General features: G+C 52.0%; 19 protein-coding genes and 1 pseudogene. 10 read left to right on the forward strand and 10 right to left on the reverse strand.

Annotated features, from left to right (window positions below; genetic code table 11):
• Positions 1-83: 83 nt before the first annotated feature.
• The 6 genes from menD (at position 84) to pmrD (ending at position 6,071) form a co-directional block, all read left to right on the forward strand.
• On the forward strand, positions 84-1,754 hold the full coding sequence (gene menD, locus HEN21_RS02035; RefSeq protein WP_105286733.1) for a 2-succinyl-5-enolpyruvyl-6-hydroxy-3-cyclohexene-1-carboxylic-acid synthase: 1,671 nt from the start codon (positions 84-86) through the stop codon (positions 1,752-1,754).
• A complete protein-coding gene (gene menH / locus HEN21_RS02040) occupies positions 1,751-2,509 on the forward strand; it encodes a 2-succinyl-6-hydroxy-2,4-cyclohexadiene-1-carboxylate synthase (RefSeq protein WP_105286734.1) in 759 nt (252 codons plus the stop codon). Before menD ends, menH begins: the two co-directional genes overlap by 4 nt.
• Before the next feature lie 14 nt (positions 2,510-2,523).
• Positions 2,524-3,381, forward strand: coding sequence for a 1,4-dihydroxy-2-naphthoyl-CoA synthase (menB, locus tag HEN21_RS02045; RefSeq protein ID WP_000639990.1), 858 nt, complete (start codon positions 2,524-2,526; stop codon positions 3,379-3,381).
• Complete coding sequence (menC, locus tag HEN21_RS02050) at positions 3,381-4,343, forward strand: o-succinylbenzoate synthase (RefSeq protein ID WP_176252011.1); 963 nt, start codon at positions 3,381-3,383, stop codon at positions 4,341-4,343. The genes menB and menC overlap by 1 nt, the downstream gene beginning before the upstream one ends.
• Positions 4,340-5,695, forward strand: coding sequence for an o-succinylbenzoate--CoA ligase (menE, locus tag HEN21_RS02055; RefSeq protein WP_176252010.1), 1,356 nt, complete (start codon positions 4,340-4,342; stop codon positions 5,693-5,695). Before menC ends, menE begins: the two co-directional genes overlap by 4 nt.
• A gap of 109 nt (positions 5,696-5,804) precedes the next feature.
• The gene (pmrD, locus tag HEN21_RS02060; RefSeq protein WP_176252009.1) at positions 5,805-6,071 is read left to right on the forward strand and encodes a signal transduction protein PmrD; all 267 of its coding nucleotides are present in this window, start codon (positions 5,805-5,807) and stop codon (positions 6,069-6,071) included.
• Here the strand turns inward: pmrD and arnF are convergent.
• From arnF to arnB, 7 genes are read right to left on the reverse strand one after another with little or no spacing between them, the layout of a single operon-like run.
• A complete protein-coding gene (gene arnF / locus HEN21_RS02065; protein ID WP_176252008.1) occupies positions 6,065-6,451 on the reverse strand; it encodes a 4-amino-4-deoxy-L-arabinose-phosphoundecaprenol flippase subunit ArnF in 387 nt (128 codons plus the stop codon). The genes pmrD and arnF overlap by 7 nt on opposite strands.
• Positions 6,451-6,786 carry a 4-amino-4-deoxy-L-arabinose-phosphoundecaprenol flippase subunit ArnE gene (gene arnE / locus HEN21_RS02070; RefSeq protein ID WP_176252007.1) on the reverse strand — a complete coding sequence of 112 codons (336 nt, stop codon included), beginning with the start codon at positions 6,784-6,786 and terminating at the stop codon, positions 6,451-6,453. The genes arnF and arnE overlap by 1 nt, the downstream gene beginning before the upstream one ends.
• Positions 6,783-8,435, reverse strand: a complete 1,653-nt coding sequence (gene arnT, locus HEN21_RS02075; RefSeq protein WP_176252006.1) for a lipid IV(A) 4-amino-4-deoxy-L-arabinosyltransferase — start codon at positions 8,433-8,435, stop codon at positions 6,783-6,785. The genes arnE and arnT overlap by 4 nt, the downstream gene beginning before the upstream one ends.
• Positions 8,435-9,325, reverse strand: coding sequence for a 4-deoxy-4-formamido-L-arabinose-phosphoundecaprenol deformylase (arnD, locus tag HEN21_RS02080; protein ID WP_000169751.1), 891 nt, complete (start codon positions 9,323-9,325; stop codon positions 8,435-8,437). The genes arnT and arnD overlap by 1 nt, the downstream gene beginning before the upstream one ends.
• Complete coding sequence (arnA, locus tag HEN21_RS02085; RefSeq protein ID WP_176252005.1) at positions 9,322-11,304, reverse strand: bifunctional UDP-4-amino-4-deoxy-L-arabinose formyltransferase/UDP-glucuronic acid oxidase ArnA; 1,983 nt, start codon at positions 11,302-11,304, stop codon at positions 9,322-9,324. The genes arnD and arnA overlap by 4 nt, the downstream gene beginning before the upstream one ends.
• Positions 11,304-12,272 carry an undecaprenyl-phosphate 4-deoxy-4-formamido-L-arabinose transferase gene (gene arnC, locus HEN21_RS02090; protein ID WP_000461645.1) on the reverse strand — a complete coding sequence of 323 codons (969 nt, stop codon included), beginning with the start codon at positions 12,270-12,272 and terminating at the stop codon, positions 11,304-11,306. The genes arnA and arnC overlap by 1 nt, the downstream gene beginning before the upstream one ends.
• Before the next feature lie 3 nt (positions 12,273-12,275).
• A complete protein-coding gene (arnB, locus tag HEN21_RS02095) occupies positions 12,276-13,415 on the reverse strand; it encodes a UDP-4-amino-4-deoxy-L-arabinose aminotransferase (RefSeq protein WP_010350641.1) in 1,140 nt (379 codons plus the stop codon).
• Positions 13,416-13,731: 316 nt separating this feature from the next.
• On the opposite strand from arnB, the gene ais reads away from it, so the two are divergent.
• Positions 13,732-14,334, forward strand: a complete 603-nt coding sequence (gene ais / locus HEN21_RS02100; protein ID WP_000879119.1) for a lipopolysaccharide core heptose(II)-phosphate phosphatase Ais — start codon at positions 13,732-13,734, stop codon at positions 14,332-14,334.
• Between the two features lie 38 nt (positions 14,335-14,372).
• Here the strand turns inward: ais and nudI are convergent, their stop codons facing one another.
• Positions 14,373-14,798 (reverse strand): nucleoside triphosphatase NudI, encoded by a 426-nt coding sequence (gene nudI, locus HEN21_RS02105; protein WP_001249882.1) that lies wholly within the window; start codon positions 14,796-14,798, stop codon positions 14,373-14,375.
• Between the two features lie 44 nt (positions 14,799-14,842).
• Between nudI and HEN21_RS02110 the strand changes: the two genes are divergently transcribed.
• The 3 genes from HEN21_RS02110 (at position 14,843) to HEN21_RS02120 (ending at position 16,929) form a co-directional block, all read left to right on the forward strand.
• Positions 14,843-15,049, forward strand: a complete 207-nt coding sequence (locus HEN21_RS02110; protein WP_000372571.1) for a hypothetical protein — start codon at positions 14,843-14,845, stop codon at positions 15,047-15,049.
• 26 nt (positions 15,050-15,075) lie between these two features.
• Positions 15,076-15,618 (forward strand): YfaZ family outer membrane protein, encoded by a 543-nt coding sequence (locus tag HEN21_RS02115; RefSeq protein ID WP_176252004.1) that lies wholly within the window; start codon positions 15,076-15,078, stop codon positions 15,616-15,618.
• Positions 15,619-15,717: 99 nt separating this feature from the next.
• The gene (locus HEN21_RS02120) at positions 15,718-16,929 is read left to right on the forward strand and encodes a nicotinamide mononucleotide deamidase-related protein YfaY (protein ID WP_176252003.1); all 1,212 of its coding nucleotides are present in this window, start codon (positions 15,718-15,720) and stop codon (positions 16,927-16,929) included.
• A gap of 47 nt (positions 16,930-16,976) precedes the next feature.
• On the opposite strand, the pseudogene HEN21_RS02125 reads toward HEN21_RS02120, so the two are convergent.
• Positions 16,977-17,177 (reverse strand): annotated as a pseudogene (locus HEN21_RS02125) (hypothetical protein); the annotation flags it as partial.
• Positions 17,178-18,176, reverse strand: a complete 999-nt coding sequence (locus HEN21_RS02130) for an ISNCY family transposase (protein ID WP_176252002.1) — start codon at positions 18,174-18,176, stop codon at positions 17,178-17,180.
• Positions 18,177-18,316: the final 140 nt, after the last annotated feature.

Consider the following 18,316-nt stretch of genomic DNA (forward strand, 5'->3'; position numbering starts at 1 on the left):
AGTCGCATCATTACCGATTCATATCAATAATCTATTTTTGTAGCTCCTTATACTTAGCCGCAATATTGATACCGGACAAACTCATGTCAGTAAGCGCATTTAACCGACGCTGGGCGGCGGTCATTCTGGAAGCATTAACGCGTCATGGCGTCAGACACGTCTGCATTGCCCCTGGCTCCCGTTCTACGCCGTTAACGTTAGCGGCGGCGGAAAATTCTGCATTCATCCACCACACCCATTTTGATGAGCGTGGGCTGGGGCATCTGGCGCTGGGGCTGGCGAAAGTCAGCAAACAGCCGGTGGCGGTGATAGTGACTTCCGGCACGGCGGTGGCAAATCTCTATCCGGCACTGATTGAAGCGGGGTTAACTGGAGAGAAACTGATCCTCTTAACCGCCGATCGTCCGCCGGAACTGATCGACTGCGGTGCGAATCAGGCGATTCGCCAGCCGGGAATGTTCGCCTCTCACCCCATGCATAGCATTTCACTACCGCGTCCGACGCAGGATATTCCCGCTCGCTGGCTGGTTTCTACCATCGACCATGCTCTCGGTACGCTTCATGCTGGCGGAGTCCATATCAACTGCCCGTTTGCTGAACCGTTGTATGGCGAGATGGACGACACAGGACTTGCGTGGCAACAACGTCTGGGCGACTGGTGGCAGGACAATAAACCGTGGCTGCGTGAAGCGCCTCGTCTGGAAAGTGAAAAACAGCGCGACTGGTTCTTCTGGCGGCAAAAACGCGGCGTAGTCGTTGCGGGTCGCATGAGTGCGGAAGAGGGCAAAAAAGTGGCCCAGTGGGCGCAAACTCTTGGCTGGCCGCTGATTGGCGACGTATTGTCGCAAACCGGACAGCCGCTGCCGTGCGCTGACCTGTGGTTAGGCAATGCCAAAGCAACCAGCGAGTTACAGCAGGCGCAGATTGTTGTGCAACTGGGGAGCAGTCTGACCGGCAAACGGTTACTGCAATGGCAGGCGAGTTGTGAGCCGGAAGAGTACTGGATTGTTGATAATATCGAAGGGCGACTCGACCCGGCGCACCATCGTGGACGTCGGCTGATTGCCAATATCGCCGACTGGCTGGAGCTGCATCCGGCAGAAAAACGCCAGCCCTGGTGCGTTGACATCCCGCGCCTGGCTGAACAGGCAATGCAGGCGGTTGTTGCGCGCCGTGATGCATTTGGTGAAGCGCAACTGGCACACCGCATCAGCGAGTATCTACCGGAACAGGGGCAACTGTTTGTCGGTAACAGCCTGGTGGTGCGTCTGATCGATGCGCTCTCGCAACTTCCGGCAGGTTATCCGGTTTACAGCAACCGTGGAGCCAGCGGTATTGACGGACTGCTCTCTACCGCCGCAGGCGTTCAGCGGGCGAGTGGTAAACCCACGCTGGCGATTGTTGGCGATCTCTCCGCACTTTACGACCTGAACGCACTGGCGTTACTGCGCCAGGTTTCCGCGCCGCTGGTATTAATAGTGGTGAACAACAACGGCGGGCAAATTTTCTCGCTGCTACCAACGCCGACAAGCGAGCGTGAGCGTTTCTATCTGATGCCGCAAAACGTCCATTTTGAGCACGCCGCTGCGATGTTTGAGTTGAAATATCATCGCCCGCAAAACTGGCATGAACTTGAAACGGCGCTTGCCGACGCCTGGCGCACCCCGACCACCACCGTGATTGAGATGGTGGTTAACGACACCGATGGTGCGCAGACCCTCCAGCAGTTGCTGGCGCAGGTAAGCCATTTATGATCCTGCACGCGCAGGCAAAACACGGCAAGCCAGGTTTACCCTGGCTGGTTTTTCTGCACGGTTTTTCCGGCGATTGCCAGGAGTGGCAGCAAGTCGGCGAAGCGTTTGCCGACTACTCGCGGTTGTATGTTGATCTCCCTGGTCACGGCGGTTCGGCGGAAATTAGCGTCGATGGATTTGATGATGTCATCGACTTACTGCGTAAAACCCTTGTTAGTTACAACATACTTAATCACTGGCTGGTGGGGTACTCGCTCGGTGGACGCGTGGCGATGATGGCGGCCTGTCAGGGGATGCCGGGGCTTTGTGGCGTTATTGTCGAAGGTGGTCATCCTGGGCTGCAAAGTGCTGAACAACGCGCGGAACGCCAGCGTTCCGATCACCGTTGGGCGCAGCGTTTTCGCACAGAACCATTAACGGCGGTCTTTGCCGACTGGTATCAACAACCGGTTTTTGCCTCGCTCAATGACGAGCAGCGCCAGGAACTGGTGACGCTGCGTAGCAACAATAATGGCGCAACGCTTGCCGCCATGCTGGAAGCAACCTCATTGTCCGTCCAGCCTGATTTACGTGCTAACCTTAGCGCCCGCACATTTGCGTTTTATTATTTATGTGGTGAACGTGACAGCAAATTCCGCGCTCTGGCGGCGGAACTGGCTGCTGACTGCCATGTCATTCCTCGCGCCGGACATAACGCGCATCGGGAAAATCCCGCTGGCGTAATCGCAAGTCTGGCGCAGATCTTGCGTTTCTGACTAAAGGACACAATATGATTTATCCTGATGAAGCAATGCTTTACGCACCGGTTGAATGGCACGACTGTTCCGAAGGTTTCGAGGACATTCGTTATGAAAAATCTGCCGACGGTATCGCAAAAATCACCATTAATCGTCCGCAGGTGCGCAATGCCTTCCGTCCTCTGACGGTAAAAGAGATGATCCAGGCACTGGCGGATGCGCGTTATGACGACAACATCGGCGTGATCATTCTGACTGGCGCAGGCGATAAAGCGTTCTGCTCCGGCGGCGATCAGAAAGTGCGTGGCGATTACGGCGGCTATAAAGATGACTCCGGCGTACATCACCTGAACGTGCTGGACTTCCAGCGTCAGATCCGCACCTGCCCGAAACCGGTTGTTGCGATGGTGGCTGGCTACTCTATCGGCGGCGGTCACGTTCTGCACATGATGTGCGATCTGACCATTGCGGCAGAAAACGCCATCTTCGGTCAGACTGGCCCGAAAGTCGGCTCCTTCGACGGCGGCTGGGGCGCTTCCTATATGGCGCGTATTGTCGGGCAGAAAAAAGCGCGTGAAATCTGGTTCCTGTGCCGTCAGTACGACGCAAAACAGGCGCTGGACATGGGCCTTGTGAACACCGTGGTGCCGCTGGCGGATCTGGAAAAAGAGACCGTCCGCTGGTGCCGCGAAATGCTGCAAAACAGCCCGATGGCGCTGCGTTGCCTGAAAGCTGCGCTGAACGCCGACTGTGACGGTCAGGCGGGGCTGCAAGAGCTGGCGGGTAACGCCACCATGCTGTTCTACATGACGGAAGAAGGTCAGGAAGGTCGTAATGCTTTCAACCAGAAACGTCAGCCTGATTTCAGCAAATTCAAACGGAATCCGTAATGCGTAGCGCGCAGGTATACCGCTGGCAGATCCCCATGGACGCGGGGGTGGTTCTGCGCGACAGGCGGTTAAAAACCCGCGATGGGCTGTACGTTTGCCTGCGCGACGGCGAGCGCGAAGGGTGGGGAGAGATCTCCCCACTGCCGGGCTTCAGTCAGGAAACCTGGGAGGAGGCGCAAAGTGTGCTGCTTGCCTGGGTAAATGACTGGCTGGCAGGTGATTGCGAATTACCGCAAATGCCTTCCGTTGCCTTTGGCGTGAGCTGCGCGCTGACAGAGCTTACCGATACGTTACCGCAGGCAGCCAATTACCGTGCGGCACCGCTGTGTAACGGCGATCCTGACGATCTGATCCTCAAACTTGCCGATATGCCAGGTGAGAAAGTGGCGAAGGTCAAAGTGGGATTATACGAAGCCGTGCGCGACGGCATGGTGGTGAATCTGTTGCTGGAAGCGGTTCCGGATCTGCATTTGCGTCTTGACGCGAATCGCGCCTGGACGCCGCTGAAGAGCCAGCAGTTTGCCAAATACGTTAACCCGGATTATCGCGACCGCATCGCTTTTCTCGAAGAACCGTGCAAAACCCGCGATGATTCGCGAGCCTTTGCCCGTGAAACCGGCATTGCCATTGCCTGGGATGAAAGCCTGCGCGAGCCGGATTTTGCCTTTGTGGCGGAAGAGGGTGTGCGCGCGGTGGTTATCAAACCCACACTCACTGGCAGCCTGGAAAAAGTACGCGAGCAGGTGCAGTCGGCGCACGCGCTGGGGATGACGGCGGTGATCAGTTCTTCCATCGAGTCTAGCTTAGGCTTAACGCAACTGGCGCGGATTGCTGCCTGGTTAACGCCAGACACCATTCCGGGGCTGGACACGCTGGATCTGATGCAGGCGCAGCAGGTTCGTCGCTGGCCGGGTAGCCCGCTACCGTTAGTGGAATCAGATGCACTGGAGCGGCTGCTATGATCTTCTCTGACTGGCCGTGGCGTCACTGGCGGCAGGTGCGGGGAGATGCCATCGCCTTACGGCTCAATGATGAGCAACTCAACTGGCGGGAGCTTTGTGCTCGCGTCGATGAATTAGCGTCGGGCTTTGCGGCGCAGGGCGTGGTTGAGGGCAGCGGCGTGATGCTGCGGGCGTGGAATACACCGCAAACGCTGCTCGCCTGGCTGGCGTTGCTGCAATGCGGTGCGCGGGTGCTTCCCGTCAACCCACAGCTTCCGCAGCCGTTGCTTGAGGAGTTGCTGCCCAATCTTACTCTGCAATTTGCGCTGGTGCCGGAAGGGGAGAACACCTTTTCGGCGTTAACTTCGCTGCAAATTCAGGCTGGAGAGGGCGCATATGCAGCAATGTGGCAGCCGACACGTCTGTGCTCAATGACGTTGACCTCTGGTTCTACCGGGTTGCCAAAAGCCGCTGTTCATACTTATCAGGCTCATCTTGCCAGCGCCGAAGGTGTGTTATCGCTGATTCCGTTTGGCGAGCACGATGACTGGCTGCTCTCTTTGCCGCTATTTCACGTTTCCGGTCAGGGAATTATGTGGCGCTGGTTCTACGCTGGCGCGCGGATGACGGTACGCGATAAACAGCCACTGGAGCAAATGCTGGCAGGTTGTACTCACGCTTCGCTGGTGCCGACGCAGCTCTGGCGTTTGCTGGTTAACCGTAGTTCAGTTTCTCTGAAAGCGGTATTGCTTGGCGGCGCGGCGATCCCGGTCGAGTTGACGGAACAGGCGCGCGAGCAGGGCATCCGTTGCTTTTGCGGTTATGGTCTGACGGAGTTCGCCTCCACGGTATGCGCAAAGGAAGCGGACGGTCTGGCGGACGTCGGTTCGCCGCTGCCCGGTCGGGAAGTAAAAATCGTTAACGATGAAGTGTGGTTGCGCGCTGCCAGTATGGCCGAAGGTTACTGGCGTAACGGGCAACTGGTGCCGCTGGTGAACGACGAAGGCTGGTACGCTACGCGCGATCGCGGCGAGATGCATAACGGTAAACTGACTATTGTCGGGCGCTTAGATAATCTGTTCTTTAGCGGTGGCGAAGGTATTCAGCCGGAAGAAGTGGAGCGGGTTATTGCTGCGCATCCTGCGGTTTTGCAGGTGTTTATCGTCCCCGTTGCAGACAAGGAGTTTGGTCATCGCCCGGTGGCTGTCGTGGAGTATGACAGCGAAGTCGTTGATCTCAGCGAATGGGTGAAAGATAAACTGGCACGTTTTCAGCAACCGGTGCGTTGGCTGACGCTTCCTCCTGAACTGAAAAACGGCGGCATTAAGATCTCACGCCAGGCGTTGAAAGAGTGGGTTCAACGCCAGCAGTAATGGATCATCCGTTTCACATCTCATTTTTGCCATTCCATTGCCGTTGATAAAGAGTTTATCTGTTAATCTGTAACTTAATGTGAAAACTCTTAGCAAACAGGATAATGCAATGGAATGGCTGGTCAAAAAATCATGTTGCGATAAACAAGATAACAGACATGTTCTTATGCTCTGCGGTGCTGCCGGTGCAATAAAAATGATCGCTGAAGTGAAGAGTGACTTCGCCGTGAAAGTGGGGGATTTACTCTCGCCTTTGCAGAATGCGCTTTACTGTATTAATCGTGAAAAGTTGCACACGGTGAAAGTCCTCTCGGCAAGCAATTACAGCCCCGATGAGTGGGAACGGCAGTGTAAATCGGCTGGGAAAACTCAGTAACGTTGTTTTGTCGTGGGCAGGAAAATCAGCATTAATCCGCTCACAATACAGGTTACGCCCAGCAGTGCCTTCAGTGAAAACGTCCCTTCCCAGCCAGGAAGTACCATTGAAGCAATCCATACCAGTACATAACTCATACTCAGTAAGGCATAGGCTTTGCTGAGTGCCAGTTGATGTAACGCTTTATACCAGCAAAAAACGGAGATCAGATAACCAGACAATCCGACCAGCAGCATCTGAGCACCGGTATCAAAAGCAAAAAACGCTGCGATAAAATCCCGCCAATGCGTCATCGGCGGCAGATGACTTGCCGCATAACCCAGACTTAATTGTGCTGCAGAAGCAATAATGACGCTGAATAATCCCCACATCAGACCCATTATACGGTACTCCCCAGGATCACAATGCCGCCAATAATGAATGCCACCCCGCACCAGTGACGCATCGATACCGGCTCGTGCCACAGTTTTACCGCAGCCAGCGTCACCCAGACAAAATTCAGACTCAACATCGGGTAGGCAATGCCCACCGGTACATTCTGTAAGACCAGTAGCCAAAGCACCATCGCAAGGCCAAGACAAGCCAGCGTCAGTCCCAGCCACAGTACGATATGTTTGCGCCGTTTGTTTATTGCCACAAAGCCGGTTGCCTGTTTCTGACACAACTGCCCGGCTACACTAAGCAGGCTGGCAAAGACTAAAATCATCCAGATCATTTTGGGCGGTACTGAATGAGCACCAGACGTCCCTGATGATCGATAGCATCAGCGGGTGGAATGGCGAGGCTGTTGATGTCTTCATCGTGGTCAACCGAAAGCACTAGTGTAATAATCCCCTCCTGGCGATGCTGATTTAACCATTTGGAAAAATTATCACCGCTGACAAATCTCCCTTGCGCATCCGTATAATTAAGGCCGTATTTCAACTCACCCGTCTGACGATACATGATGATGTCATCGCGTTGCAGGCTCCATGCCAGACCTGCGGCAACACCGACGCTATCAGTAAGAATATAGCGGCTCGGCTGAAGTGATTCTTGCGTCATCTCGACAAAAAATTGCGGATGTTTTCCTTCCATAACTCTGTCAGGAATTGAAAATCCTACCAGCAACGCCATCCCCAGCGGGCAAAGTGCGGCAAAAGGCCAGGTTTTATCCACGTTTGTTAAGGTGTACCAGCCGAAAAATGCCCACAGCGAAAAAATAGACCATGAGCAAAAGACTTTATAGATCTCGAAAGTCTGCCAGACAGGTGTATTCATCGGCCCCCAGGGGGAGACAACAAACGTGGCAATAATACCCGTGACGCCAAATGCAATGTTAACCCAGCCATTAATTCGCAGCGCCAGAGGATTATTTTTTGCCGACTGCAAAGCGTAATGCGCCATCAACATCGCTAAAGGCGCAAAGCAGGAGAGAATATAAGTGGGCAATTTGCCTTTGGCGACGGAGAAAAACAGCAGCGGCATCACCATCCAGCTTAACAAATAGACGGTTGCGGAATGATTGCGATTTTTCCAGCCTGCGTAAAGTGCGCCGGGGAGTAATCCCAGCCACGGCAGGCTACCGGCAATGATGACAGGTAAGTAGTACCAGATCGGGGCTTTATGCTGGGCATCATCCATCGCAAAGCGTTGTATATGCTCAACCCAGAAAAAATAGTGCCAGAAATCAGGCTCCCGCTGCGCTATCGCCAGCCCCCAGGGGAGAACCGTTAGTACGCAACTGATAACCGCCAGCCAGCCGTAAATAAAGAAATCTTTCCAGCGTTTTTGTGTCGCTACCCACGGCAGCACGCTTAATACCGGCACGGCGAGGGCGAGGAAACCTTTGGTCATCACCCCCATGCCACAGGTTAACCCCAGCAGCAAAAATCCCGCGCTTTTGCCTCTCCTCGTTTGTGCCTGCATTGCCAGCCAGAAGCTGCACATCCCTGCCACCAGCCAGAATGCAATAAATGGATCGAGCACGGCATAAGTGCCGATGGCATAGACAATAAACAGCGAGAGATAAACCACAGCGGCGAGTAGTGCCAGACGCTTATCGCGCCATAAGCGCAGAGTAAACCAGGCCACCAGCGCGGCGGTTAACAGGGTTGCAAAGATAACACCAGCCCGCACACCAACGTTATTCGCGCCAAATAACCATTGCCCAATACTGTTAATCCAGTATCCGGCAATGGTTTTTTCGAAATAACGTAGCCCTAACAGATGAGGCACAATCCAGTCGCCGGAAGCCAGCATTTCCCGACTAATTTCCGCATAACGCGTTTCATCAGGTTGCCAGAGCAGACGTGTGCTGATCGGTAACACGTAATAACAGACAATAAACGCGAAGAGGCCGATAAGGTAACGTACCGATTTCATCACCGACTACCCGCAGCTTGTTGGCAACCCAGCCAGCCTTCACGTCCGGCAATACTTCCGCGAACGACGTGACCGAGCGGTAAATTCTCTGATAACAAGTCGCTTAAAGGACAAAACATAATACCTGCACGAGCTGCGCGTTTCAGGAGATCCACAAAATTATGCTGATAAGCACAGCCTTCAACTTCTGCATGAATGGTATAAACCGGCGTGCCTTTATCTCGCAGGATGCGGTTGAGCAGCCAGCCGTTGAAATCTTCTGCTTTCACATTCCGACCAATCACTTCATCCCAGGTGGGTAAGGTCACCGGGATTTGCGCAATGCCGGGCTTTCCTGATTCGAGCAATGGACGAAACGGCATCGCCCCACGACAATCGCTGTTGTAGCGCAAATGGAACGCTTCTTTTGCTTCGATCACCTGCTGGTCGGCACGCCAGCCAGCGGCAGCGGAGCAGGTTACCGGTTGGCCGATAATCTCTTCCAGAGTGCGAAGGCCGTGTGCGATATCGTCGACCATTGTTTGCCGATCCCAGTGACCGCTATGGGCTTGCCAGGCATAGTGATCCCAGGCGTGCAGGCCGACTTCGTGGTGTTTAGCCGCTTCACGAATGATATCGGCGTTAGCATGACCAATCTCTTTACCTGGCCATGCCGTACCTGCCAGTAAAATATCCCAGCCATAAAGCGATGCCGCGTTTGAGCGCAGCATCTTCCACAAAAACTGTGGCCTCACCAGCCGCCAGAGATGGCGGCCCATATTGTCCGGGCCAACGCTGAAAAAAATGCTGGCCTGAATATTATGCTTACTCAAGATTTCCAGCAGACGCGGCACGCCTTCACGGGTGCCACGAAAGGTGTCGACATCAATGCGTAAGCCCACTTTGGTCATGATGATTTTTCCGCAAGATCGACAGTGCGCAGGAAGAAATCTAGTGTTTCGTCGATGGTTTCCTGCATATCAATTTTCGGTTCCCAGCCCAGGCAGCGGCGAGCATTGCGGATGCTCGGTTTGCGATGTGCCACGTCCTGATATCCTTTGCCGTAGTAACTGCTACTTTCTACCACGCGAAAGCCTGCAAACGGTGGGAAGTGATGGCGCAGTGGATGTTTTTCGAAGCTCGCCAGCAGCATCTCGCCCAGTTCCTCAATGCTCGCTTCGTTATCAGGATTGCCAATGTTGATAATTTCGCCGTCGCAGCGATTTCCCGCATTTTCGATAATGCGGTATAACGCCTCGATACCATCGCGAATATCAGTAAAGCAGCGTTTTTGTTTTCCGCCATCAATCAGCTTAATTGGTGAGCCTTCCACCAGATTAAGAATGAGTTGGGTAATTGCGCGCGAGCTGCCGATTCGTGCCGCATTAAGGTTATCCAGCCGTGGCCCCATCCAGTTAAACGGGCGGAAGAGGGTGAACTGTAAACCCTCTTTTTCGCCATACGCCCAGATAACCCGATCAAGTAATTGTTTTGAAACCGAATAAATCCAGCGCGGTTTATTCACCGGGCCGACGATCAAATTAGAATGGTCTTCATCGAAGTATTTATCACTACACATCCCATAAACTTCTGAAGTCGATGGGAAGATGATTCGCTTACGGTACTTCACGCAATAACGGATAATGCGCAGATTCTCTTCAAAATCGAGTTCAAATACGCGCAGTGGGTTGCGGGTATATTCAATCGGTGTGGCTATCGCCACCAGCGGCAAGACGACATCACATTTTTTGACGTGATACTCAAGCCATTCGGAATGAATACTGATATCGCCTTCGACAAAGTGAAAATGCGGATGATTAAGGAAACGACTAATGGCGTCGCTGCCGATATCCAGACCGTAAACTTCATAATGATCTTCGCGCAGCAGGCGTTCTGTCAGATGGTTGCCAATAAAGCCATTAACGCCAAGGATGAGTACCCGGGTACGGCGTCGGGCAGCGCAGGTTGATTGGCTATTTAATCGAGAACCTTGCACCAGCCCCAGCGTTTGCGCTAATTGTGAGCCTTGCATGGTAATGCCGTCGCCTGCCTGTCCGGTGACGATTTCCAGCGTGCCATAACCACAGGCAATCAACAGCGGTGCAACAGAAATCACGCTGCCCGGTTGTGCGGCAGTAGTAAGAGAATGTACGCGGGACGACCAGACTGTAAATTTCTGATTGCCAACATAACTAAAGGCGCCAGGCCAGGGATCGGCAACGGCACGCACCATGTTGTGGAGTACACAAGCCGGTTTATGCCATTCCAGGCGGCTGTCCTCCGGTGTTCTGCGACCAAAACAGGTGGCTTCGTTCTCACGTTGGGCGATTTCCAGAATATTACCGTGTTTAATCGCGGGTAATGTCTGCTCCAGCAACTGACGCGCGGCGTGGCACAATTTATGATGTAGCGTAATGGCAATATCGTCTGGCGCAATGGTAACGCGCAGTTGCGCCACAATGGCCCCGGCATCGGCACGTTTCACCATTCGGTGCAATGTAACGCCCGTTTCCGTTTCACCGTTCACCAGCACCCAGTTCAGCGGCGCGCGACCACGATATTTTGGTAACAGCGAACCATGCAGATTAAATGCACCTGCGGGAGCGAGCTGCAAAATTTCGTCGCAAATAAGATGGCGATAATAAAAAGAGAAAATCACATCTGGTGATAGTTTGGCAATGCGTTCCACCCACAGCGGATGATTAACGTTATCCGGCGCATAAACCGGAATGCCTCTTTCCGCCGCCAGACGAGCCACCGAACCATAAAAGGCTTTTTCACCGGGATTATCAGTATGGGTAAAAATGGCGCTAATTTCGTAACCGGCAGCCAGCAGAGCTTCAATACCGAGGCATCCCATATCGTGGTAGGCAAAAACGACGGTTTTCATTATTCATTTTCCTTGCTGGATGGACGGATAACTTGCTGAACAAAATAGCGGGGGCGGGCGCGGACATCGGTGTAGATCCTGCCGATATATTCACCGAGTAATCCCATGCCGATAAACTGAGCGCCAATAAAAGTAAACAGCACGGCAAATAGCATAAAGACGCCTTCTGCCGCCCATTGTGGTCCGAAGGTCAGGCGTAAAATCACCAGCAGCACCGCAATGCTAAAACCTCCAATCGCAATAATGCTGCCGAGCAGGCTCAGCATACGTAGCGGCGTAGTGGTAAGGCAGGTCACCAGGTCGTACATCAAATTAATCAGGCGCATAAAGCTGTATTTGGATTCACCAAATTCACGCTCGGCATGATGCACTGGAATTTCAATGGCGCGGCGGGCAAAGATATTCGCCAGAATCGGGATAAAGGTGCTGCGTTCATGGCAGTGCAGCATGGCATCGATAATATGGCGGCGATAGGCGCGTAACATACAGCCGTAGTCGCCCATCGCTTTGCCGGTGGTGCGCTGGATCAACCGGTTAATCATCTTCGAGGCGGATTTACGAAACCAGCTATCCTGGCGGTTCTGGCGCACAGTCCCTACCACGTCGTAACCTTCATCGGCTTTTTCCACCAGATGGGGGATTTCTTCTGGTGGATTCTGGAGATCGGCATCAAGAGTAATGATTAAGTCGCCGGTAACGTGACTGAATCCCGCCATAATTGCCGAATGTTGTCCGTAATTGCGATTAAGCAAAATAGACACAATATGGCTGCCCTCCGCTTGTGAGGCATCGACCAGCATTTGTGCGGAGTTGTCGTTGCTGCCGTCATCAATCAGCAGGATCTCATACTCTTTGCCCAGCGATTCACAGGCTGTGGTGGTGCGCCTGATTAATTCCGGTAAGCTTTCCTGCTCGTTATAAACGGGAATAACCACCGAGACTTTCTTAACAGGGTGGATTTCAAACATGGCTTATTGTCCTGCGAGTTGCTGAAGGGCAGTGATGACGCGGTCGGCATCGGCGGTGGTCATATCCGGGAAAAGCGGCAACGAACAGATGCGTTCGCTATTCCATTCCGTATTCGGCAACGACAGCGTGGGAAAACGCTTGCGATAATATTTTTGCGTGTGGGCGGCGCGGAAATGTAACCCGGTTCCAATGCCTCTTTCTTTTAACGCTTCCATCAGAGCATCGCGGCTGATACCACAACGTTGTTCATCAACACGTATGATAAACAGATGCCAGGCGTGAACGTGCGGCCAGGCGGGAAGGCTTAATGGCTGAAAGGGGAGAGCTGCCAGTGCTTGCTGATATTGCAGGGCAATGTCGCGACGGCGAGTATTTAGTTGCTCTAATTTATTCAACTGCGTCAGAGCTATCGCAGCGTTAATATCGGTCAGATTGTACTTATAGCCCGGCGTTAATACTTCAGCCTGCGGCGCGCGTCCCCAGGTTTGCCTGTCATATGCATCGACACCCAGACCATGAAATTTCAACATGCGTAACTGGCGGGCGAGGTTTTCATTATCGGTAACAATCAGGCCGCCTTCCGCGCAGGTAATATTTTTGATGGCGTGGAACGAAAAAATAGCGGTGCCCTTTGCACCAGTATGCTGACCTTTGTAATACGTACCGACGGCGTGGGCGGCATCTTCAATGACCGCGATACCGTGGCGTTCAGCAATGGCGCGAATGGCGTCAATATCTGCTGGCGCTCCGGCATAATGCACCGGGATAATCGCTTTGGTGTAGGGCGTAATGGCCGCTTCGATCGCTTCAGGCGTGATCATCAGCGTATCGCGATCAACGTCCACCATCACCGGCTTTGCGCCCAACAGGGAGATCATATTGAGGGTTGAAACCCAGGTCATGGAGGGCGTGATGACTTCATCATCAGCGCCAATCCCCAGCGCCATCAGTGTGATATGCATTCCTGCAGTGGCCGAGCTGACTGCGATGGCATGTTGATTTCCTGTCAACTGGCAAAAGGCCGCTTCCAGTGCCTGATTCTTCGGACCAGTGGTTATCCAACCGGATTCGAAAACCTCTTGAACTGCAGCGAGTTCTTCCGCGCTTATTGCCGGACGCGAAAAAGGTAAAAAGTCTGACATCGTTTTTCCTTCGGCCATTGAATACCTTTCCCCGCTATTTGCTAATATTTTTCATAGGGAATGTTATTTGTATTTTGCCATTTGGAATGAAATTCTAAGGTCAGAACATTAATTTAACCTTAAGGAATGAATATAAGGCTTAAATATTATTTTTTTTGTTTTTGTATCTTATTCAGGCTTTTAATTTGACAAGATTTAAGGCATTTTGCGTGCATCGTAATGTTTTAATACTATCCCAGCCACTATTTACCAGTGAAAATGTCGTTTGTTTTCGCGGTCATTTAGCTGGCTACGCTTGTCTATAGGTGGAGCTTAAGTGTTAGCTTTTTGTCGGACTTCGTTGAAGTCTAAAAAATATATCTACATTTTACTGGTGCTTGGGGCGATTGCGGGGCTGGGTACACATGCTGCCTGGAGCAGTAATGGTTTGCCGCGTATCGACAATAAAACGCTGGCCAGATTAGCGCAGCAGCACCCGGTTGTGGTTCTGTTTCGCCATGCGGAACGCTGCGATCGCTCCTCTAATCAATGCTTGTCAGACAAAACGGGCATTACGGTGAAAGGTGCTCAGAATGCCCGTGAACTGGGCAAAGCTTTTAGCGCGGACATCCCTGATTTCGATCTTTATTCCAGTAATACCGTTCGGACTATTCAATCAGCGACCTGGTTTTCTGCTGGAAAAAAACTGACGGTAGATAAACGTTTTCTACAATGTAGAAATGAGATTTATAACACAATTAAGGAGTTGCAAAGTAAAGCGCCAGATAAAAATATCGTTATTTTCACCCATAACCATTGTCTGACCTATATCGCTAAAGATAAACGAAACGTGACATTTAAACCAGATTATCTGGATGGGCTGGTAATGCATGTTGAAAATGGCAACGTTTTACTGGATGGTGGGTTTGTTAATCGGTGATTTGTTAATATGACAGCCAATAATGGCTGTCATTACTGTTACATCAGACCTTTCAAACGTAACGTTTTCTGAGTGGCGACATTCAAATCATAGTGAGCAAGATCTTCAGGTTTTACCCATGCGTATTCCTGAAACTCTTCGTTAATTTTCACTTCACGGTTGGCAGAGACGCAGTCAAAGATCAGGTAAATCATATAAATCTCTTCCTTGCGACCATCTGCATACGTCTTGATGCGGATGTCATCACTGAAAGTCCATGGCGTGATGTCAGTAAGAATCAGTTGCTCGCCCAGCTCTTCTCTGATTTCACGACGTAATGCTTCTTCAATGCGCTCACCGGGTTCTACGCCGCCGCCAGACAGCGCCCATTGTCCGGGGAAAACGCCGCGATCGTCGGCCATTTTACACAGCAGATAAGCACCATCATTTTGAATTAAGGGACAAACTATAGTCCGTTGCCGCATGGGAATATTCCTTATCACTGAAAATAAAACAAAAGAATACGGCAATGGATCAACTCGTGAAAGCGGCATTGGCCTTTTTTGCGACGATAACCGCGATGATTATTTTTCTGGCAATCAATTTTTGGTGGCTACTTTTTCTGCACTTAATTATTAAAGAAGTATTTAGTTACAATAAGTTAGCAGATCGCTTTTTTCACGCATTGAATCCTCTGTGTCAGGCAGTACAATCCCGCAGCTTTGGGGACTTTTAATTATCTTCTTGCGGGAAAAGGTAAAAATGAAAAAATTTGCACTGCCAGTTCTGGCTGGAATGCTATTGGTTTCTGCATCGGCAAATGCGATAAGCATTAGCGGTCAGGCGGGAAAAGAATATACCAATATTGGCGTCGGTTTCGGTACTGAATCGACCGGTCTGGCATTAAGCGGTAACTGGACACATAACGATGACGACGGTGATGTCGCGGGCGTTGGCCTGGGATTGAATCTGCCGCTGGGACCGTTAATGGCAACTGTGGGCGGTAAAGGCGTTTACACCAACCCGAACGACGGCGATGAAGGCTATGCCGCAGCGGTAGGCGGTGGCTTGCAGTGGCAAATTGGCGATAGCTTCCGTCTGTTTGGCGAGTATTACTACTCTCCGGATTCGCTCTCCAGCGGTATTAAAAGTTATGAAGAAGCGAATGCTGGCGCGCGTTACACCATCATGCGCCCGATCAGCATTGAGGCGGGCTACCGCTACCTGAGCCTGTCGGCTAAAGACGGCAATCGCGACAACGCGGTGGCTGACGGCCCGTATGTTGGGGTTAGCGCCAGCTTCTGATGCCTTCCGGCGCGGCGTTCTGCCGCGCCATTCAGTTTCTTACTACGCCTTATCTCCCTTTGCGTTATAGTGATTCGATAACAAAAGCAGGAGATAACCATGTTAAAAGTGGAAATGTTATCCACCGGGGATGAAGTGTTACACGGGCAAATCGTTGACACTAACGCTGCCTGGCTGGCGGATTTTTTCTTTCATCAGGGGTTGCCATTATCTCGCCGCAATACAGTGGGCGATAACCTTGAGGATTTAGTGACCATTCTTCGCGAACGTAGCCAGCACGCCGATGTGCTGATCGTCAATGGCGGACTGGGGCCGACCAGTGATGATTTAAGCGCACTCGCCGCAGCGACCGCCAAAGGTGAAAGCCTGGTTCTTCATGAAGCCTGGCTCGAAGAGATGGAACGCTATTTCCGCGAACGTGGTCGCGTAATGGCGCCGAGCAACCGCAAACAGGCGGAGCTGCCTGCCAGTGCAGAATTTATCAATAATCCGGTTGGTACGGCCTGTGGTTTTGCTGTGCAACTTAACCGTTGCCTGATGTTCTTTACCCCAGGCGTGCCGTCGGAATTTAAAGTGATGGTCGAGCACGAAATCCTGCCGCGCCTGCGTGAGCGTTTTTCTTTGCCGCAACCGCCGGTTTGTCTGCGGCTGACCACTTTTGGTCGTTCAGAAAGCGATCTGGCGCAAAGCCTGGATGCGTTGCAACTACCGCCAGGTGTGACGATGGGCTATCGCTCCTCCATGCCGATTATTGAACTGAAACTCACCGGACCGGCAAGCGAGCAACAGGCGATGGAAAAACTGTGGCTGGATGTTAAACGTGTTGCCGGGCAGAGCATGATTTTCGAAGGCACCGAAGGGCTGCCAGCGCAAATCAGCCGCGAACTGCAAAGCCGCCAGTTCAGTCTGACGTTGAGCGAGCAATTCACCGGTGGCTTGCTGGCTTTGCAACTTTCTCGCGCGGGGGCGCCATTACTGGCGTGTGAAGTGGTTCCTTCACAGGAAGAAACCCTGGCGCAAACTGCGCACTGGATAACGGAACGCCGAGCTAACCATTTCGCCGGGCTGGCGCTGGCGGTTTCTGGTCTGGAAGATGAGCATCTCAACTTTGCGCTGGCTACGCCAGACGGCACTTTCGCCCTGCGAGTACATTTCAGCACCACGCGCTACAGCCAGGCTATCCGTCAGGAGGTGTGCGCAATGATGGCGCTTAATATGCTGCGCCGCTGGCTAAACGGCCTGGATATTGCCAGCGAGCATGGCTGGATTGAGGTTGTGGAGTCGTTGACACTGTCGCCACAGGGGGCGTGAAAGAGGGCGTGCCGGGGAGAAGTCTTTTACCCGGCACGTTGTCGCGTTCATTGCAGGCTTAATGGGGCGAGATTGGCATCGGTTAGCTGGGTTGTTGCCAGCACAATCTCACGTTCAAAACCTTGTTCCAGCATTCGTAAGGCGATTTTAATGGCTTGTTCGTGCAAACCTTCCAATTTATCTTCCTGCCAGCCAATTTGGTGTCCTTCCTGCCGTAGCCGTTCAGCAATGGTCATTAATCTCTCCTTTTAATGACAGTTCGGTGGAATATCAGCATCAGTGAGTTGGGTTGTCGCCAGCACAATCTCACGTTCAAAGCCTTGTTCCAGCATTCGTAAGGCGATTTTAATGGCTTGTTCATGCATGCCTTCCTGCAAACCTTTTAATTTACCTTCCTGCAAACCTTCTAATTTACCTTCTTGCAAGCCTTCTAATTTACCTTCTTGCCAGCCTTCAATCTTACCCTCCTGCCAGCCAATTTGATGTCCTTCCTGCCGTAGCCGTTCAGCAATAGTCATCAATCTCTCCTTTTGTAGTGGTGAACGTTCGGCAATCTCCTGAATAAAGCGGGTGAAACGGGAGGTATCGCCACATTGCAGGAGATAATTAAACAGTGTTTGCAATTGGCTGTCATTAGTGAAGCCTCTAACCAAAAGCGTGGTGATCCTGTCGACCATGCCGATTAAATCGCGGTCGCGAATATGTTTTTGAATAAGTTCCAGCAGGGCTATACGCCGATGTTGCATGATCTCATCGTCAGGTACGATGGTGATATCCACCAACGGAAAAGCTTCGGTGTACAACTGCCGGGCAAGTTGCGGATCGTTAAATTCATCCAGCCAGTTGAGAGAATACGGGTAGGGCGAGGTTTCGCCATGATAAAACAGCAATGGCACTACCAGCGGGACTTTGTCATAACCTTTATCCAGGTGACGCTGCATGGCGGCGGTGGCATAGCGCATCAGCCGAAAGGCCATATTCTTTTCCGCAGAACTTTGATGTTCAATTACGCAGTAGATATAGCCGTCACCTTCGCTGGTTTCTACCGACCACAAAACATCCGAGTAGTAAGCGCGTAAGCTTTTTTCAATAAAACTTGTGGGTTCCAGCCTTAACGTATGCAGATTACACAGCTTACGTAACGGTTCCGGTAGATGTATTTCCAGAAAATCCCGTGCGGTATCGGGTGAGAACATAAAGGTTTTAAATACCGCATCATGCGGGGAGGAGGTTGTTGATTCAGTCATGGTTGTCCGTCACCTGATATTTATGATGACGCGACATTACGGTTATCCCAGGCCTTTGACATCTGCCAGTTTCAGTCTTTGCGAGACGTTTTCAGAGGAATTTTCATTGTGATGAAACGCATACATTGGGTACGGAATCG

It is taken from the genome of Escherichia sp. 93.1518 (genome assembly GCF_013368915.2).
Classification (GTDB): domain Bacteria; phylum Pseudomonadota; class Gammaproteobacteria; order Enterobacterales; family Enterobacteriaceae; genus Escherichia; species Escherichia ruysiae.

Bases quoted from the DNA above. Each gene is read 5' to 3' on its own strand.
- arnB (WP_010350641.1), bottom strand. From the start codon at position 13,415: ATGTCAGACTTTTTACCTTTTTCGCGTCCGGCAATAAGCGCGGAAGAA.
- arnA (WP_176252005.1), bottom strand. From the start codon at position 11,304: ATGAAAACCGTCGTTTTTGCCTACCACGATATGGGATGCCTCGGTATT.
- HEN21_RS02120 (WP_176252003.1), top strand. From the start codon at position 15,718: ATGTTAAAAGTGGAAATGTTATCCACCGGGGATGAAGTGTTACACGGG.
- HEN21_RS02115 (WP_176252004.1), top strand. From the start codon at position 15,076: ATGAAAAAATTTGCACTGCCAGTTCTGGCTGGAATGCTATTGGTTTCT.
- arnF (WP_176252008.1), bottom strand. From the start codon at position 6,451: ATGGGTCTGATGTGGGGATTATTCAGCGTCATTATTGCTTCTGCAGCA.
- arnT (WP_176252006.1), bottom strand. From the start codon at position 8,435: ATGAAATCGGTACGTTACCTTATCGGCCTCTTCGCGTTTATTGTCTGT.
- HEN21_RS02130 (WP_176252002.1), bottom strand. From the start codon at position 18,176: ATGACTGAATCAACAACCTCCTCCCCGCATGATGCGGTATTTAAAACC.
- pmrD (WP_176252009.1), top strand. From the start codon at position 5,805: ATGGAATGGCTGGTCAAAAAATCATGTTGCGATAAACAAGATAACAGA.
- menC (WP_176252011.1), top strand. From the start codon at position 3,381: ATGCGTAGCGCGCAGGTATACCGCTGGCAGATCCCCATGGACGCGGGG.
- menH (WP_105286734.1), top strand. From the start codon at position 1,751: ATGATCCTGCACGCGCAGGCAAAACACGGCAAGCCAGGTTTACCCTGG.
- nudI (WP_001249882.1), bottom strand. From the start codon at position 14,798: ATGCGGCAACGGACTATAGTTTGTCCCTTAATTCAAAATGATGGTGCT.
- menE (WP_176252010.1), top strand. From the start codon at position 4,340: ATGATCTTCTCTGACTGGCCGTGGCGTCACTGGCGGCAGGTGCGGGGA.
- arnC (WP_000461645.1), bottom strand. From the start codon at position 12,272: ATGTTTGAAATCCACCCTGTTAAGAAAGTCTCGGTGGTTATTCCCGTT.
- arnD (WP_000169751.1), bottom strand. From the start codon at position 9,325: ATGACCAAAGTGGGCTTACGCATTGATGTCGACACCTTTCGTGGCACC.
- HEN21_RS02110 (WP_000372571.1), top strand. From the start codon at position 14,843: ATGGATCAACTCGTGAAAGCGGCATTGGCCTTTTTTGCGACGATAACC.
- menB (WP_000639990.1), top strand. From the start codon at position 2,524: ATGATTTATCCTGATGAAGCAATGCTTTACGCACCGGTTGAATGGCAC.
- menD (WP_105286733.1), top strand. From the start codon at position 84: ATGTCAGTAAGCGCATTTAACCGACGCTGGGCGGCGGTCATTCTGGAA.
- arnE (WP_176252007.1), bottom strand. From the start codon at position 6,786: ATGATCTGGATGATTTTAGTCTTTGCCAGCCTGCTTAGTGTAGCCGGG.